The organism is Halomonas flagellata (assembly GCF_022487945.1).
Classification (GTDB): Bacteria; Pseudomonadota; Gammaproteobacteria; order Pseudomonadales; family Halomonadaceae; genus Halomonas; species Halomonas flagellata.
Genome location: NZ_JAKVPY010000025.1, coordinates 1 through 15,949, shown reverse-complemented (window position 1 = coordinate 15,949; position 15,949 = coordinate 1). Strand labels below are relative to the sequence as shown.

Below are 15,949 nucleotides of genomic sequence, written 5' to 3'. Positions count from 1 at the left end.
CATGACTGACCTGGCCACCAGCACCACACTTGATGTTCCGTCCCTCGACGTGACAGCGGTCCGCGCGGATTTCCCGATCCTGGCGCGCCAGGTACACGGCAGGCCGCTGGTGTATCTCGACAACGCCGCCACCAGCCAGACCCCGCGGCAGGTGATCGAGGTATTCGACGACTACTACGGCCGCTACAACGCCAACATCCACCGCGGGCTGCACACCCTCGCCGACGAGGCCACCGCCGCCTTCGAGGGCACCCGAGAGACCGTGCGGGCCTTCCTCAACGCCGCCGAGAGCCGCGAGATCGTCTTCACCCGCGGCACCACCGAGGCGATCAACCTGGTGGCAGGCGCCTGGGGCCGGGCCAACCTGACGCCGGGCGACGAGGTGCTGGTGTCGCTGCTCGAGCACCATTCCAACATCGTGCCCTGGCAGCTGCTGGCCAGTGAGCTCGGCATCGTGATCAAGGTGATTCCGGTGGACGAGCGGGGCGTGCTGGACCTCGACGCCTACCGTCGGCTTTTCACCGCACGCACCCGACTGGTGGCGGTGAACCATGTCTCCAATGCCTTCGGTACCGTCAACCCGGTGCGCGAGATGGCGGCGATCGCCCACGCCGAGGGGGCCCTGATCCTGGTCGACGGTGCCCAGGCGGCGCCCCACCAGAAGGTGGACGTGCGCGATATCGATGCCGATTTCTATGCCTTCTCGGGGCACAAAGTCTACGGGCCAACCGGGGCGGGCGTGCTCTACGGCAAGGCCGGGCTGCTCGAGGCAATGCCACCCTGGCAGGGCGGTGGCGAGATGATCCGGAGCGTCTCCTTCGAGACGCCCACCACCTTCGCCGCGATTCCCCACAAGTTCGAGGCCGGCACCCCGGCCATCGCCGAGGTGATCGCCCTGGGCGCCGCGCTGAAGTGGGTCGACGCCCTGGGCCTCGAGGCCATCGGCGCCTGGGAGCAGCGCCTGCTGGCGCACGCCACCGCACGTGTCTTGCGCATCGACGGCCTGCGCATCCTCGGCACCGCACCGGGCAAGGCCGGCGTGCTGTCGTTCGTGGTCGACGGGGCTCACTCCCAGGACATCGGCCTGCTGATCGATCAGCTCGGCGTGGCGATCCGCACCGGCCACCACTGTGCCCAGCCGCTGCTGACGCACTTCGGCGTCGATGCCACCTGCCGGGCCTCGTTCGCCGCCTATAACACCCTGGAAGAAGTCGATGTCTTCGCCGAGGCCCTGGAGCGGGTCATCGGCATGGTGCGCTAAGGAGCCCCATGAGCACTATCGAGCAGATTGCCAGCCTCGAGAAGGGCCAGACGCTGCCGCTGCAGCGCGACGTGGAGGCGATCTCCATTCCCTTCGGCAAGACCGTGACCCTGGTCGAGGACAGCCTCGTCAGCGTGATGCAGGCCAAGGGCAGCTCGGTCAGCGTTGGCTTCGAGGGGCGGCTCTACCTGATCGAGGGGGCCAACCTGGATGCCCTGGGGCTCGAGGCCTTGCCGCGCCCGACCCTGCCCGAGACGGCCTCCGACGACGAGATCGAGCAGTTCGTCTGGGACCAGTTGCGCACCTGCTTCGATCCGGAGATCCCGGTCAACATCGTCGACCTTGGCCTGGTCTACGGCTGTCGCATCGAGCGGCTGATCACCGGCGAGCGCATCGTCACCATCCGCATGACCCTGACCGCACCGGGCTGTGGCATGGGCGACGTGATCGCCGCCGATGCCCGCAACAAGATTCTCGGCGCCCCGCAGATCAGCAAGGTGCACACCGAGATCGTCTTCGACCCACCCTGGAGCCGTGAGATGATGAGCGACGAAGCCAAGCTGGAACTGGGCATGTTCTAACCGCAAGCCCGATTCATTGCTGCGCTCGAGCCCTTCGTGAAAAGCTGACCGTCGGCGGTGCTCGCCATCCTCATTGAGCCGCCAGTCAACTCCGGTTGCTCTGCTCCGGCGACGGCCAGCCTCTCTTCGCTCGCGACATGAATCTGTGCTTGCGGTATCTCTGTTTCCGGCCGGGGAGTTCGATGCACGCGCTGCTGTTGAGGTTCTTCAAGGTGTTGCTGATGTCGCTGGGGGCGTTGCTGCTCCTGGCGACACTGCTGTTCGTGGCCGGCAACCTCTGGGTGCTCGGCAAGACCCAGGCGCGCATCGAGCACGAACTGCCGCTGTGCGGTGCGGAGCGGGTCGGCATCGTCTTCGGCACCTCCCACTGGACCCGCAGCGGCGTCCGCAACCCTCACTTCGATGCCCGCATGAGCGCCTCGGCACGCCTGATTCGCCTCGACCGGGTCGACCACCTGCTGCTCTCCGGCGACAATCGCACCCGTTTCTACAACGAGCCCGTGACCATGTGGCGCGACCTGCGTGGGCGCCATGTCCGCGACGAGGACATGACCCTGGACTATGCGGGCTTCAGTACCTTCGACACCCTGACCCGGGCGCGTGACGTGTTCGGCGTGGAGAGGGCGCTGTTGATCACCCAGGCGTGGCATCTGCCGCGGGCGCTGTACATTGCCGACACCCTGGGGCTCGAGGTGACCGGCTGTGCGGTGCCGTCGCGGCCGGTGAGGGGAGTCTGGCGGCTGCAGGCGCGGGAATGGATCGCCCGGGTGGCGACCCTGGGGGATCTCTACGTCTGGGGCCGAGAGCCCTACTTCCTCGGCCCGCTGGAGCCGCTGGAGATCGCGCCCCGCTCCTGGGAGGCGTGGGTGCTGGACGGAGCCGCCGTCGAGGAGTAGGTGGCCGGCGGTCAGCGGCGCTGACGCTGCTGGGAGGCGTAGAGCTCGCGGATCAGTGCCCGGCAGCCCTTCAAACACTCCTCGATCACCGGCTCGATTGGCTCGGGCAGGGGATGGGTGAAGAGGGTGGAGAGCGCCTGCATCAGTACCCGCTCCTGTTCGAGCAGCTCGCCGATCAGCACCTGGCTGTCGTTGCCGACGAAGCTCTTCAGCCGACTCCACAGCCACATGTAGTCGTCTCGCTCGACATCGGCATCCCGAGGCAGCAGGGCGAGGTGCTTGCGGGCCAGCTCCTGCAACTCGTGCATCGACTTCGCCCTGGCTTCGTAGTGGGGCTTGAGGGCGTCGCGCAGGGATGGGCGCAGGCGCTCCAGATTGTCCTGAAAGTAGTCGATGCTGTCGGCCAGCGCCTCGAGGGCGCTGTCCATCGCCACTTGGCGATTGTCGAGAAACATGAGCGGTCACCTCCTCCGGTGACGGCGATTGTGGCGGGGGAAACACTGTTTTGCTACCCCCGGGAGCGATTAATTTCCCCTTTTTACAAGTTCGGGCGCTTTTCCCGCAATTAACCCTTGGGTTTAGGGGGGGCCTTGCGCGGGGTGGCGGCGTTCTTCTCGATGTGCTCGATGATCAGGCCGGCGATGTCCTTGCCGGTGGCGTCCTCGATGCCCTGTAGGCCCGGCGAGGAATTCACCTCCATGATCACCGGGCCGTGGTTGGAGCGCAACAGGTCGACGCCCGCCACCCGCAGCCCCATGGCCTTGGCGGCACGGATCGCCGTGGAACGCTCCTCCGGGGTGATGCGGATCACGCTGGCGGTGCCGCCGCGGTGCAGGTTGGAGCGGAACTCGCCATCGGCCGCCTGACGCTTCATCGATGCCACCACCTTGTCGCCGATCACGAAGCAGCGGATGTCGGCCCCTCTGGCCTCCTTGATGTACTCCTGGACCATGATGTTGGCCTTCATGCCCATGAAGGCCTGGATCACGCTCTCGGCCGCCTGGTTGGTCTCGGCCAGCACCACGCCGATGCCCTGGGTGCCCTCCAGCAGCTTGATCACCAGGGGGGCCCCCTTGACCATGGTGATCAGGTCGGGAATGTCGTCCGGCGAGTGGGCGAAGCCGGTGATCGGCAGGCCCAGCCCCTTGCGCGAGAGCAGCTGCAGCGAGCGCAGCTTGTCCCGGGAGCGGGTGATGGCCACCGAGTCGTTGAGCACATAGGTGCCCATCATCTCGAACTGGCGCAGCACCGCGCAGCCGTAGAAGGTTACCGAGGAGCCGATGCGCGGGATCACCGCGCCGAACGGTTCGATCTCCTGCCCCTTGTAGTGCATCGAGGGCCGATGCGAGGCGATGTTCATGTAGCAGCGCAGGGTGTCCACCACCCGAGCGGTATGGCCCCGTTGCTCGGCCGCTTCCACCAGTCGGCGGGTGGAGTAGAGGTTGCGGTTGCGTGACAGCAGCGCGATATGCATGCAGGACTCCGGGTCGATTGCCGGGGGGTCAGGGTTCGCCGTGCAGGAAGGCGGCGCCGGGGGCCACCAGGAGGCGGCGCAGGGCGCGGCGTCCCAGCAGCATGGGGTGGCGCATGTTGCGCCGGTCGGACAGGGTCAGCTCCACCGGGTACTCGAGATCGCCCAGGCGCATCGGTGTGCGGATCACGTAGCGCCACTCGGCCTGGCCGTTGGAGCTGGTCACGAGGCGCCGGTCATGCAGGTGCAGGCGATAGACGTGCGCCGGGGTTCCGGGGCCGGCACTGCGGGTGGTGAAGCTGACCCAGAGGTGGTCGTCCTCTTCATAGGACTCGATGTCCTCGGCATGCAGCGCCGACGTACGAGCCCCGGTGTCGGCCTTGGCACACAGGGTCAGGTGCAGCTCCGGCAGGGTGATCATCTCGCGACGGCCGATCACCGCCTTGGGCGTGTAGGGCAGTTCTTTCATCGTCTCGCTCCCAGGTCTCTGCGCTCAGCGTGACAGCCCGGCCAGTCGACGACCGATGGCGCTGTCAACCTCGGCCTCGCGCAGCGTCATCAGTACCGGCAGGCGCAGCCGTGGCACCAGCGCCAGGTCGCGTACCAGGGCGGCGAAGTCGACCTCCCGCTGCTCCGCGAGGCGCGTGAGGAAGCGCGGCAGGCGCTCGCCGTGCTCGAGGTGCGTCCAGCCACGGCCGGCGATGGCCGCCAGCAGGTCGGGGCCGCAGGCGTCCGGGTCGTCGAGCAGTGCGTCGAACCAGGGGCCGGCGATTGTCGCCGAGGCGCCGCCCATGGCGCGCACGCAGGCACAGAAGCCTTCGATGTCACCGGCGGAGGCGGCCGCCTCCCCGCGCTGGCGCAGTGCCCGGGCGAGGTCGTCGTCGATGGTCACATGTTCGAGACAGTAGCACAGCGAGACGAGTACCTGGCCGGGCAGCTCGGGGAGGCGAGCGGCCAGGCTTCGGCTCGCCTCCTCGTCCATGCGCACGGCGAAGTCGGCCAGGCCCTGCAGGCCGAGCGCCTGCCAGTCGAGCGCCTGCTGGCCGCTCAGATAGGCCTCCACCGGCTCCAGGTGCTGGCTGGCTGGCAGGCCCAGGTCGAGGCTGGCCCGGGCGTGCAGCATGGCCTGGAAGGGCAGGGCGGGCGTGAAGGCCAGCGGGTTGTCCTGCATCAGGTTGTCGACCTCGGCGCCATCCCCGCGGCCCACGGCCGAGACGCTGCGGCCCAGGGTCTCGAGCAGGCGCTGGACGAAGGCGTCTCGCGGTGCCGGCACCAACCGGCCCTGTTCGTCGAGGGGCAGCGCCAGGAACCAGATCAGCGGATCTCGCACGTCACCCAGGCGGAACACCAGGCCGAGGCGCGCCTCGCCCCGCCAGGGGGTTGGCCAGGCGAGCTCATCGGCCTCGAAGGCGGCCAGGGTCGCCAGGGGGCAGGGCTCGACGCGTCGCCCCAGGTGGTAGAGGTACACCTCGGCGCCGCTGCGCACGAAGAAATCATGAAGGCTGTGAATCGGTTGCATGCTCCCTCCTCTCGGACCGTGCACTCTACCGTGGCGCCTGCGTCCTGTCAGCCCGCAGCGAGCAGGGCGGCGGGACCGCGCTGGTCAATTCCTGATCAGCGGTGGCGAAGGCCCGGCTTACCGGCGTATGACACACCTTTCCAACGATTATCCACAGGGACGTTCAGGGATTCTGTGAATGAACTTCCTGCACCGCTGGCCTATGGCAGGCATAATCAGCGGTTATTGGCCGTGGCCCGGGTCGAGGTGATCCTGTTCGACGAACCGACCTCCTCCCTGGGGCCCGAGTGGGTCGAGCATCGGCTTCGGGGGGGCCTCTGATCCCGGTTGGCCCTCACCGGGTGGGCGCGAGATAATGAAGGGACAGACATACCGGAGGGACACCCCATGACCGTTCACGAGGAGCTCGAGCAGGCACTGCGGGAGCTCGAGGCCACCATGAGGGCCACCAACCTGTGGAGCATGGAGCGCCCCGACCCCGAGGCCTTCGAGAGCGTGCAACCCTTCTGCGTGGACACCATGGCGCTGCCCCAGTGGCTGCGCTTCGTGTTCATCGTTCGCCTGGACGCCCTGGTCGAGGAGGCCGCGCCCCTGCCGGCGAAGTGCGAGGTGGCGCCGGCGGTGGACGCCTACCTGGCCCAGCAGGGGGCCCGGACCAGCGAGCGGTTGCTGATGCGCAAGGTGGTCGAGGAGATCGATCGCCTCGTCACCGAAAACTAGTACCGGGAGCCGAACCTGACATGCCTTACTACTTCGCCTATGGCAGCAACATGAACCCGGCCCGGGTCGCGGCGCGCATCGGCGATACTCGCCGCGTGCTCGCCGGGGTCCTGCACGACCATGCCCTGCGCTTCGACAAGGCCTCGAAGGTCGTGGGCATCGCCCATGCCAACGTGGCACCGGTGACGGGGGCGCGGGTCGAGGGGGCGCTGTTCGAGCTCGAGCACCCGGAACAGATCCGGCTGATGGATCCCTTCGAGGGCTATCCTCGCGAGTACGATCGCCATCGCCTGCCGGTGACGACCCGCGAGGGTGCCATCGAGGCCTGGGTCTATATCGCCGCGCAGGGCACCACCGCCGAGGCGCTGCGGCCGGCCCGGGAGTACCTCGAGCACCTGCTGGCCGGCGAGCCCTTCCTGACCCCCGACTACCACCGCCGCCTGGCGGCGGTGGAGGCCGTGGCCGGCCTCGACGACCACGCCCTGGGGCAACTGGGGTTGTCGCGGCATGCGCCCCGCTGACGTCGTGTCGCTACCCGGAAACGCCACGAGGCCCGCCAATTTTGGCGGGCCTCGTCATGACGGGCGGTGCGCTCAGAAGCGCAGGGTCACGCCGCCGCCGATGGTCATCGGGTCGACCTTGGCTTTGCCGATGCGCTCGCCGTCCACCGACAGGCGGGATTCGACGTCGGCGTAGTTGGCGAAGCCGTTGAGCATGAAGTTGTCGGTCACGGCCAGATCGATACCCACCTGACCCACGGCACCGTAGTTGCGGCGGGCGTCGATGCCTTCCGGCTCGCCGGAGAAGCGAGTGTAGTTGAGGCCGGCGCCGACGTAGGGCTGGACACGGGAGTCGAGGCCACCCAGCGGGTAGTAGTTGACCAGCAGGTTGACCGGCATGCGGTCGAAGCTGCCGGACAGGTCGCCGGCGGAGAAGTCATGCTCGATCTTCTCGGAACCGTTGAGCTCGACGCCGATCTTGTCGTGGAACAGGTAGCCGGCACCGTAGGTGAAGCCGCGCTCGCCGCTGCTGATGCTGTCGACGACGCCGTTGTCGGAGCGGGTGTCGGACTTGCCGATGCCGCCACGGACGAAGATGTCACCGGCGCTATAGGCCAGGGCGGCCTGGCTGGCGAAGGCGCAGCCGGCAGCGATGGCGACGGCAGAGATCAGTTTGGTCTTGCTCATGAGGGGATTCCTCCATTAGTTCGAGCCAGAAACTTCTCACCGGATAGCCCGGCGGGCATTGGACGTTCCCATTATAGGAAACGCTGTTTCTAAAAGTCTTGTAAAAAATTGTTATGGCCGTGGCGATCCTGATATAGCGAGTGTATCACCGATGTTCTCCCTCAGGGCGGCGGCGATAGGATAATGAGGTGTTGCAAAACTTGTACAAATATTTCTGCACTGCAGCAGGTGTGACTCGCCAGTTCGGCCGGAATCGTCTTGACTAGGAGGGGAGGGCTTGGCGAGCCGGGAGGGGCGAGCATGCGCGTCGCGATATCACCGCAAGGGAACGGCTGGACCCTGGGGGCACTACTGCTGGCGGCGGCGCTGGCCGTCTGGCTGCTGCTGCAGCCGTCGTTGATCCAGGGGCTGGCGTGGCCGCTGCGACTGCCGGCGGTCCTGCTGGGGGCCTGGGCGCTGGGGGCGGGGTTCATCGGGCCGCTGGAACCGCCGTCGCGCCGGCGCTGGCTGCGGCGCGCCGTCTCGCCGCCCTGGAACCTGGCGGCGCTGGGGAGCTTCGCCCTGCTGCTGGCGGTGCGATCCCTGACCGCCTGAGGGGCCCGATAACGCATGAGGCCGCCCGGTGGGCGGCCTCGTTCTAACCGGTTTGTGCACTCATTTAGCGATGGATTTGCTGATATTCACCGGCATCTGCGGTAACACTGCTCACCACCAGGATGGCAATGAAGGAAGCGATGAAGCCAGGAATGATCTCGTACACACCGGCCCCCCCCATGAACTCTCCGTTCCAGCCCAGTGAAATCCAGATCATCACGGTGACGGCACCCACAACCATGCCCGCGATTGCGCCAGCACCGTTCGTGCGCGACCACATCAGCGACAGGATGATTAGCGGGCCGAATGCCGCACCAAAGCCTGCCCAGGCGTTACTGACCAGCCCCAGGACCTGAGAGTCCGGATCAGACGCAATGACGGCTGCAACCAAACCCACCAGGACGACACTGATCCGGCCTACGCCGACGGTCTCCTTCTCCGTAGCCTCTTTACGCAGGAACAGGCGATAGAAGTCCTCGGTCAGTGATGAAGACGACACCAGAAGCTGGCTGGAAATGGTGCTCATGATCGCAGCAAGCAGGGCAGCATAGAGGAAGCCGGTGATCAGCGGATGGAACAGCAGATCCGCCAGGATGATAAAGATCGTTTCCGGATCCTGGACATCCATACCATTGCGGATCGCATAGGCCCGGCCGAACACACCCAGAGAGATCGCACCGATCAGGGAGATGAGCATCCAGCTCATACCGATGTTACGGGCCACAGGGACATCCTTCAGCGTCCGGATGGCCATGAAGCGCACGATGATGTGCGGCTGCCCGAAATAACCCAGCCCCCAGGTCACCGCAGACAGCCAGCCGATAAAGGTCAGTCCCTCCGTCCACGATAGTAGCGTAGGATCGACTTCATTCAGGGTCTGTGATGCCTGGGCGAAACCGCCACCACCTTCGCCAAAGAGCACAACCGCCGGCATGATCACCAAGGCCAGCATCATGATGCAGCCTTGCACGAAGTCCGTCATGCTCACGGCCAGGAAGCCGCCGACAACCGTATAGGCAAGTACCACGCCGAGTGTGATGATGATGCCCGCAGCGTAGTCGCTCAGGCCACCAATGTTGATAACTCCGGAAAACGCGCTTTCGAACAACTTGCCGCCTGCCACCAGGCCTGACGCCGTGTAAACCGCGAAAAAGACGACTATGACGATAGCGGATACCGTTCTCAGTGACATGGCCCGAGTCGGGAACCGGTTTGCCAGGAATTCTGGAATGGTTATCGCATTACCATAGTGTACCGTCTGTTCGCGAAGGCGTGGTGCGACCAGAGTCCAGTTGAAGAACGCACCCACGAGCAGACCGATACCGATCCAGGCCTGACCCAAGCCAGATGCAAACAGTGCCCCGGGCAAACCCAGCAGCAACCAGCCGCTCATGTCCGAAGCACCGGCCGACAGGGCCGCCACTTGCGGGCTGAGGGCTCGGCCACCCAGCATGTAATCTTCAGACGTAGACGTAGATTTGCGCATGGCATAAAAGCCGATGGCGATCATGAGCGCAAAGTAAGCAAAAAGACTGATCCAAACACCAATAGCCATAAAAACTTCTCCAGATTATTAGGCCGGACGTAGCTCCGACAGGTTGTTGGCACGCATGGAGTCCAGAACGCCGATGGCGAGCATCACGATCAGGTAGAGCGCGAACGTGAAGCCGATGGTGGCGTTGTTATCAACCATGGGGGAGGTTCCTTCAGCCTTGTTGTCGTTGATGACGAGTGGGGATCACTCGTCTCCCAGCGCGAGCAGTGACGCGTTGCCGCCCAGGGCAGCGGTGTTGACGGTCACCGTCTTTTCCGTGGCAAACCGCAGCAGGTAGTGAGGACCACCCGCCTTGGGACCTGTGCCGGAGAGGCCCTGGCCACCGAAGGGCTGGACCCCGACGACGGCGCCGATGATATTGCGGTTGACATAGACATTGCCAGCCCGAATCTTCTGCGCTATCAGCTCGGCAAAGGATTCGTTGCGGCTGTGCACGCCGAACGTCAACCCGTAGCCACGGCCGTTGATCGAGTCGATCACCTTGTCGATCTCGCTGGCCTTGTAGCGCACGATGTGCAGGACCGGACCGAACTGCTCCCGCTCCAGGGCATCGATGCCGTCGATGCGGAAGGCCGTGGGCGCGATGAAGGTACCGTGGGCGGTGTGGGCCGGATCGAGCCGTGTCTCGGCCAGCAGGCGGCCTTCGCCCTTGAGCTTCTCGATATGCGCCATGAGGCCCTTGCGGGCATCCTCGTCGATGACCGGGCCGACGTCGGTGCCCAGCTCGCGGGGGTCGCCGACATGCAGCTCATCCATGGCGCCCTCGAGGATCTCGATCACCCGGTCGGCGACATCGTCCTGCAGGTAGAGCACGCGCAGCGCCGAGCAGCGCTGGCCGGCACTCTGGAAGGCGGACTGGATGACGTCGGCCACCACCTGCTCGGGCAGGGCGGTGGAGTCGACGATCATGGCGTTCATGCCGCCGGTCTCGGCGATCAGGGTCGGCAGCGGGGCGTTCTCCCGTGCCGCCAGGGCGCGGTTGATGATCTGGGCGGTGTCGGTGCCGCCGGTGAACACCACGCCGGTGATGCGCGGGTCGGAGGTCAGCACGCTGCCCACGGTGGGGCCGTCGCCGGGCAGCAGCTGGACCACGTCGCGCGGCATGCCGGCTTCAAAGAGCAGCTCGACGACGCGGTGGGCGACGATCGAGGTCTGCTCGGCGGGCTTGGCCAGCACGGTGTTGCCGGCCACCGCGGTGGCGACCAGTTGGCCGCAGAAGATCGCCACCGGGAAGTTCCAGGGGCTGATCGCCGCGAACACGCCCTTGCCGCCCATCACCAGGTCGTTGGACTCGCCGGTCGGCCCGGGCAGGCGGGTCGGGTTGGCGAACAGTTCCTCGGCGCGGGTCGCGTAGTAGCGGCAGAAGTCCACCGCCTCGCGGATCTCGTCGACGCCGTCGGTGAGCAGCTTGCCGCCCTCGCGGGAGCACAGCGCCATCAGCTCGGCCAGGTGTTCCTCCATCAGGTCGGCGAAGCGGCGCAGGATGGCCGCCCGCTCGGCCACCGGGGTCTCGTCCCAGCGGGGGAAGGCTGCCCAGGCGGCGTCCAGGGCCTGCTGTGCCTGCTCCTTGCTGGTCCACAGCACGCTGCCGACGGTCTGGCGGCGATCATGGGGACTGGTGACCTCGTGGACCAGGGCCGGGTCGGTGGCCACGTCGAAGGCCAGCAGGGGGCGGGCCTCGTACCGGGTGTCCATGTGCTTGGCCATGGCGTCCATCAGCGGCTGGTACTGGCTGTTGATGTTCAGGTTCACTCCCTTCGAGTTCCGACGGTCAGGGCCATAGATGTCCTTGGGCAAGGGAATCCTGTTGTTGGCATAGGTCTTGTGCTGCTTGAGGGTCTCCACCGGGTGCACGCACAGCGATTCCACCGGCACCTTGGGGTCGACCAGCTGGTGGACGAAGGAGGAGTTGGCGCCGTTCTCCAGCAGGCGACGCACCAGGTAGGGCAGCAGGTCCTTGTGGGCGCCGACCGGCGCGTAGATGCGGCAGTAGGTGCCCCGGGGAGCGCGCTTCAGGGCGGCGTCGTAGAGCGCCTCGCCCATGCCATGCAGGCGCTGGAACTCGAAGGCGCGCGAGACCTCGTTGGCCTGCTCCAGGATGGCGCTGATGGTATGGGCGTTGTGAGTGGCGAACTGCGGGAAGATTCGCCCACGCGTTGCGTCGGAGAGCAGGAAGCGTGCGCAGACCAGGTAGGCCACGTCGGTGGCGGCCTTGCGGGTGTAGACCGGGTAGCCGTCCACGCCGAGTTGCTGCGACTCCTTGATCTCGCTGTCCCAGTAGGCACCCTTGACCAGGCGCAGCGGGATCTCGTCGCCCTGATACTCGGCCAGGCGGTTGAGGTAGTGCAGCACCGGCAGGGCGCGCTTGGAATAGGCCTGCACCACCAGGCCGAACTTGCCCCAGCCCCGGCAGATGCTGCTCTCGTAGACGGCGCGGAACACCTCCAGGGACAGCTCCAGGCGGTCGACCTCCTCGGCATCGATGGTCACCGCCACGCCCAGCTCCCGCGCCAGGCCGGCCAGCTCGAGCACGCTGCCGACCAGCTCCTCGAGCACCTGCTCGCGACGGCCGAACTCGTAGCGCGGATGGAGCGCCGAGAGCTTGATCGAGATCGAGGGGGTGGGCGTCTTGGCGGACAGCGAGCGGCTGGTCTTGCCGACCCGCTCGATGGCCCGGGCATAGTCGTCGAAGTAGCGCTTGGCGTCGCGGCGGGTGCGGGCGGCCTCGCCGAGCATATCGTAGGAGTAGGTGTAGCCCTTGTCGAACAGCGGCTTGGAGCGCTTGAGCGCCTCGTCGATGTCGCGGCCCAGTACGAACTGCCTGCCCATGATCTTCATGGCCTCGACCATGGCGCGGCGGATCACCGGCTCGCCCATGCGATTGACCAGCCTGTTGATGAAGCTCGAGGGCTTGCCGTCCTTCGGCTTGTCCAGGGTCACCACCCGGCCGGTCATCAGCAGGCCCCAGGTGGAGGCGTTGACCATCCAGGACTCGCTCTGGCCGAGGTGGGCCTTCCAGTCGGCCGGGCCCAGCTTGTCCTCGATCAGGGCATCGGCGGTGGCCTTGTCGGGGATGCGCAGCATCGCCTCGGCGAGGCACATCAGCATCAGCCCCTCGTGGTTATCGAGGCTGTACTGCTGGAGCAACTCGTCGATGGTGTCGACGGCGGTATCCATCTCCCGGACCTCGCGTACCAGCTCGGCGGTCTTGCCGGCGATGCGACGGAAGTCCTCGGGGTTGGCGCTGAGGGTGTCGATCAGCTCGCCGACGAAGGCGTCCTCGTCGACCACGTAGTGGTCGCTGATGCGGGCGAAGAGGGTGTCGAGATCCTGCTGCCAGGTGGTGGCATTCAGCATGTTGTTGGAATTGAGCATGAAAGAATTCCTGGTGGAGTCGTCTGACGCGGTGGGCCGGATTCGTGGCAGGCGTGATGCGCCAGGTAAAACGGCTTTACCCTGACTTTAGGAGGCGATGGGCATGGCTGCTTGCCGATTCCGCGGAGATTCTTGTCGATTCTGCGGTTATCGGTGCGTGGGCGCCCCGGAATGCGACCTTGGTCTAATGTCCGGCGAGCGCCGCAGTCCGCGACGACGCGGGATGCCCGACCCGTCGCAGCATGCTGGGTGACTGGCCGAAGGCTTCGCGACAGGCGTTGGAGAGGGCGCTCTGGTTGGCGAAACCGGTGAGGGCGGCGACCTCGGAGAGCGGCAGCCGGCTCTCGGCCAGCAGCCGCCGTGCCGATGCGAGGCGCTTGCGTCGCACGTACTGCCAGGGGCTGAGCCCCGTCTGCTGTCGGAAGCAGTGGCGGAAGTGGGCCTCGCTCAGGCAGGCCTCGCGGGCCAGGTCACCCACGCTCAGGCGGCTCGAGAGGTGACGCTCGATGAAGCGGTCGAGGTGTTTCAGGTCCAGCCGGTGGTGGTCGGGCTCGGCTCCACCGGCCAGGCGGGCGTGCAGGCAGCCCAGCAGGGTGGCGGCCAGGCGGTCGCCCTGGGTGGCGGTCGCCGAGGCCGGGGAAACGGCCAGTTCGTGGAGCAGGAAGTCGAGATAGCGCCTGAGCGGATCATCCAGGGTGAAGAAGCGCGGAGCGTCGAACAGTCGTGCCAGCTCGTGGTGGAAGCCGGTCAGCGACGGGGCCTGGGCGGGCAGGTCGAGGATCAGCTGGCGATTGTCGCCGGTGCCGGCGTAGTAATGCACGTGGTTGGCCGGCACGATGCAGCCCGACAGCGCCGTGATCGAGCCGCCCAGCCCCTCGATCTCGAATTCCGCCTGGCCACGCAGCCCGATCACGACCTGGTGAAAGTCGTGGTCGTGGTGCTGGGTGGCGGTGTCGAGGGGAATCTGGCGGATGAAGCTGGGCATGGCGGTCCCCGTCCCGGACGGTGTCGGCATGAGCCCACATTCTAGCCGAAGCGGTGGCGGAACTCATGTCTCATGGCGCCGGCGCTCCTGCAGGTCGGCATGGGCGGCGAGGTGCTTGCGCAGCGCGGCGAGTTCCTCCCGCCCGGTGCTGTCGAGCAGCGGCCTGCCCTGTGCCTTGCGCCAGTGGCGGCCGTGCTCCTCCATCAGTCGACGGGCCCGCCGGCGTACGCCGTCCAGGTAGTCGTCATGGCGAATCGGGTAGTCGATGATGGCGTTCCATTCGCCCTCGTCGACACGGTCCTCCAGTGCCTTGTCGAACAGGTCGAGCAGATGGCGGGGCTCGGTGCGGTAGCGGGGCGTGCGGGAGAACAACAGGATGGCGATCATGCCGCCGAAGACCAGCAGGCAGACGGCGAAGACGAGTAGAAACAGTGCCATGGAGTGACTCATTGCCAGGCTGCCCGGGATGGGCCGGGCGGCCGTGTTCGCGAAACCCGGTCGTGGTTCAGGGCATGTCGAGCTGGAGAATCTCGCGGGCCTGCTGCCAGGTCGCCACGGGGCGCTCGTAACGTTCGCACATCTCGGCCACGCGCTTGACCAGGGCCGTATGAAAGGTAGGAAAAATCTGGATGATCAACTAGTTGGATGATGCCTGGAGCGGGTGAAGGGAATCGAACCCTCGTCTTAAGTCGGGTAGGGACGTAGCCTCGCGGCTAGGTCCCCCCCTCAGAACCGGACGTGCAAGTTTCCCTGCATCCGGCTCAAGCAGTCACGAAGCCTGGTCAACTCTGACCAGACCGGCGACCAAGGTCCACAATTCCTTTCTCCCACGACGTAAAACCACGTGAGTGAATCAGATTGTGGCAATTCTCGTGCAATAGCACCAAGTTGTCCAGTGCGTCACTGCCCCCAAGACTCTTCCAGACCTTGTGGTGTACATCCCACTTGGTCTCGGTCGTGATGGGCTGATCGCACACTGGACACTTCCCTTTCTGCGCTCTCCAGATGCGGTTCAACTTGGGAATCGCGTTGGAGGCCATCTGCCGCTTCACCAGCTTTTCGAAGTATTCCTCGTAGGCTGGATCGTAGAGGTTAGCTTCAGACGAGATCTTGACGTGTCTGCAGCACTTTACCTCTGACAGAAGGAAGAGCCTGTGCTCGCCTTCACAGAACACCCAATCCCGGGAGTATAGAGCGACAATTACTCTGGCCGGTGGACGACAACTATTCTGACCGGTTGCCCTAAGCTTGACTGCTTGTCCCGACCCACCAGGGAGCCGGTATGGCGGTCACCAGCCAACAGGTCACGCTCTACATGTCGCAACGTCAGCAAGGCCAGACCCAAGATGTCGCTGCCGCCAAGGCCGGTCTCTCGGTCAGCACCGCCCGCCGCCTCGAACGCCGTGCCGAATCCCCCGAACCGCCGGCACCTCGCCAATGGCGGACCCGGCCAGACCCCTTCGCTGACGTATGGGGCGAAGTGCTCGTTCCGCAGTTAGCGGCCACCCCGGATCTTCAGGCACTGACGCTGCTGGAGTGGCTTCAGGAGCAGTTCCCCGGTCAGTATCCGGACAGCCTGCTGCGTACCCTGCAGCGCCGGGTCAAGGGCTGGCGAGCCGCGCACGGGCCGGACAAGGAGGTGATGTTCCCGCAGACCCACGGCCCTGGGTTGCGGGGGCTCTCCGACTTCACCGAGCTCAAGGGCATCGCCATCACGGTCGCCGGGCAACCGCTGGATCACCGGCTCTATCACTTCCGCCTGGCCTTCAGCGGCTGGTGTCACGTGCGCGTGGTGCTGGGCGGCG

19 protein-coding genes are annotated in these 15,949 nt (G+C 65.9%); 8 read left to right on the top strand and 11 right to left on the bottom strand.

Going from position 1 to position 15,949, the window contains the following annotated elements:
- The first annotated feature begins 1 nt into the window (after window position 1).
- The 3 genes from MKP05_RS17435 to MKP05_RS17425 all read left to right on the top strand — a co-directional run bounded on the left by MKP05_RS17435 (window position 2) and on the right by MKP05_RS17425 (window position 2,738).
- Window positions 2-1,261: a cysteine desulfurase gene (locus tag MKP05_RS17435; protein WP_110281998.1), complete on the top strand. Its 1,260-nt coding sequence runs from the start codon at window positions 2-4 to the stop codon at window positions 1,259-1,261.
- Window positions 1,262-1,269: 8 nt separating this feature from the next.
- Window positions 1,270-1,842: a putative Fe-S cluster assembly protein SufT gene (sufT, locus tag MKP05_RS17430; RefSeq protein WP_110281997.1), complete on the top strand. Its 573-nt coding sequence runs from the start codon at window positions 1,270-1,272 to the stop codon at window positions 1,840-1,842.
- A 182-nt stretch (window positions 1,843-2,024) separates the two neighbouring features.
- Window positions 2,025-2,738 carry a SanA/YdcF family protein gene (locus MKP05_RS17425; protein WP_240569455.1) on the top strand — a complete coding sequence of 238 codons (714 nt, stop codon included), beginning with the start codon at window positions 2,025-2,027 and terminating at the stop codon, window positions 2,736-2,738.
- Window positions 2,739-2,749: 11 nt separating this feature from the next.
- Here MKP05_RS17425 and MKP05_RS17420 read toward each other — a convergent pair whose 3' ends face one another.
- The 4 genes from MKP05_RS17420 to MKP05_RS17405 form a co-directional block, all read right to left on the bottom strand.
- Complete coding sequence (locus tag MKP05_RS17420) at window positions 2,750-3,193, bottom strand: hypothetical protein (protein ID WP_110281995.1); 444 nt, start codon at window positions 3,191-3,193, stop codon at window positions 2,750-2,752.
- A gap of 110 nt (window positions 3,194-3,303) precedes the next feature.
- Window positions 3,304-4,212, bottom strand: a complete 909-nt coding sequence (gene rimK, locus MKP05_RS17415) for a 30S ribosomal protein S6--L-glutamate ligase (protein ID WP_110281994.1) — start codon at window positions 4,210-4,212, stop codon at window positions 3,304-3,306.
- A gap of 28 nt (window positions 4,213-4,240) precedes the next feature.
- Window positions 4,241-4,678: an ATP-dependent zinc protease family protein gene (locus tag MKP05_RS17410; protein WP_110281993.1), complete on the bottom strand. Its 438-nt coding sequence runs from the start codon at window positions 4,676-4,678 to the stop codon at window positions 4,241-4,243.
- 24 nt (window positions 4,679-4,702) lie between these two features.
- Window positions 4,703-5,728, bottom strand: a complete 1,026-nt coding sequence (locus tag MKP05_RS17405; RefSeq protein ID WP_240569454.1) for a DUF3549 family protein — start codon at window positions 5,726-5,728, stop codon at window positions 4,703-4,705.
- A 174-nt stretch (window positions 5,729-5,902) separates the two neighbouring features.
- On the opposite strand from MKP05_RS17405, the gene MKP05_RS17400 reads away from it, so the two are divergent.
- The 3 genes from MKP05_RS17400 (at window position 5,903) to MKP05_RS17390 (ending at window position 6,969) form a co-directional block, all read left to right on the top strand.
- On the top strand, window positions 5,903-6,049 hold the full coding sequence (locus MKP05_RS17400; protein ID WP_240569453.1) for a hypothetical protein: 147 nt from the start codon (window positions 5,903-5,905) through the stop codon (window positions 6,047-6,049).
- A gap of 66 nt (window positions 6,050-6,115) precedes the next feature.
- Window positions 6,116-6,448: a YqcC family protein gene (locus tag MKP05_RS17395; protein ID WP_110281991.1), complete on the top strand. Its 333-nt coding sequence runs from the start codon at window positions 6,116-6,118 to the stop codon at window positions 6,446-6,448.
- A 20-nt stretch (window positions 6,449-6,468) separates the two neighbouring features.
- Complete coding sequence (locus tag MKP05_RS17390) at window positions 6,469-6,969, top strand: gamma-glutamylcyclotransferase family protein (protein ID WP_110281990.1); 501 nt, start codon at window positions 6,469-6,471, stop codon at window positions 6,967-6,969.
- 72 nt (window positions 6,970-7,041) lie between these two features.
- On the opposite strand, the gene MKP05_RS17385 is transcribed toward MKP05_RS17390, so the two are convergent.
- On the bottom strand, window positions 7,042-7,635 hold the full coding sequence (locus MKP05_RS17385; protein ID WP_110281989.1) for an OmpW/AlkL family protein: 594 nt from the start codon (window positions 7,633-7,635) through the stop codon (window positions 7,042-7,044).
- Window positions 7,636-7,935: 300 nt separating this feature from the next.
- On the opposite strand from MKP05_RS17385, the gene MKP05_RS17380 reads away from it, so the two are divergent.
- A complete protein-coding gene (locus MKP05_RS17380; RefSeq protein ID WP_240569452.1) occupies window positions 7,936-8,229 on the top strand; it encodes a hypothetical protein in 294 nt (97 codons plus the stop codon).
- A 64-nt stretch (window positions 8,230-8,293) separates the two neighbouring features.
- On the opposite strand, the gene putP is transcribed toward MKP05_RS17380, so the two are convergent.
- From putP to MKP05_RS21965, 6 genes are all read right to left on the bottom strand, one after another.
- Complete coding sequence (putP, locus tag MKP05_RS17375; protein WP_240569451.1) at window positions 8,294-9,784, bottom strand: sodium/proline symporter PutP; 1,491 nt, start codon at window positions 9,782-9,784, stop codon at window positions 8,294-8,296.
- A 183-nt stretch (window positions 9,785-9,967) separates the two neighbouring features.
- Window positions 9,968-13,159, bottom strand: a complete 3,192-nt coding sequence (gene putA / locus MKP05_RS17370) for a bifunctional proline dehydrogenase/L-glutamate gamma-semialdehyde dehydrogenase PutA (RefSeq protein WP_240569450.1) — start codon at window positions 13,157-13,159, stop codon at window positions 9,968-9,970.
- A 184-nt stretch (window positions 13,160-13,343) separates the two neighbouring features.
- Window positions 13,344-14,144 carry a helix-turn-helix transcriptional regulator gene (locus tag MKP05_RS17365; RefSeq protein ID WP_240569449.1) on the bottom strand — a complete coding sequence of 267 codons (801 nt, stop codon included), beginning with the start codon at window positions 14,142-14,144 and terminating at the stop codon, window positions 13,344-13,346.
- 63 nt (window positions 14,145-14,207) lie between these two features.
- On the bottom strand, window positions 14,208-14,582 hold the full coding sequence (locus MKP05_RS17360; protein ID WP_240569448.1) for a hypothetical protein: 375 nt from the start codon (window positions 14,580-14,582) through the stop codon (window positions 14,208-14,210).
- A 67-nt stretch (window positions 14,583-14,649) separates the two neighbouring features.
- On the bottom strand, window positions 14,650-14,781 hold the full coding sequence (locus MKP05_RS17355) for a 3-keto-5-aminohexanoate cleavage protein (protein WP_240569447.1): 132 nt from the start codon (window positions 14,779-14,781) through the stop codon (window positions 14,650-14,652).
- Between the two features lie 145 nt (window positions 14,782-14,926).
- Entirely contained in the window at window positions 14,927-15,184 is a 258-nt protein-coding gene (locus MKP05_RS21965; protein ID WP_369127981.1) for an HNH endonuclease signature motif containing protein, read from the bottom strand.
- A gap of 242 nt (window positions 15,185-15,426) precedes the next feature.
- Here MKP05_RS21965 and MKP05_RS17350 point away from each other — a divergent pair.
- The coding region (locus MKP05_RS17350) for an IS21 family transposase (protein ID WP_500684156.1) at window positions 15,427-15,949 on the top strand (523 nt) is incomplete at its 3' end.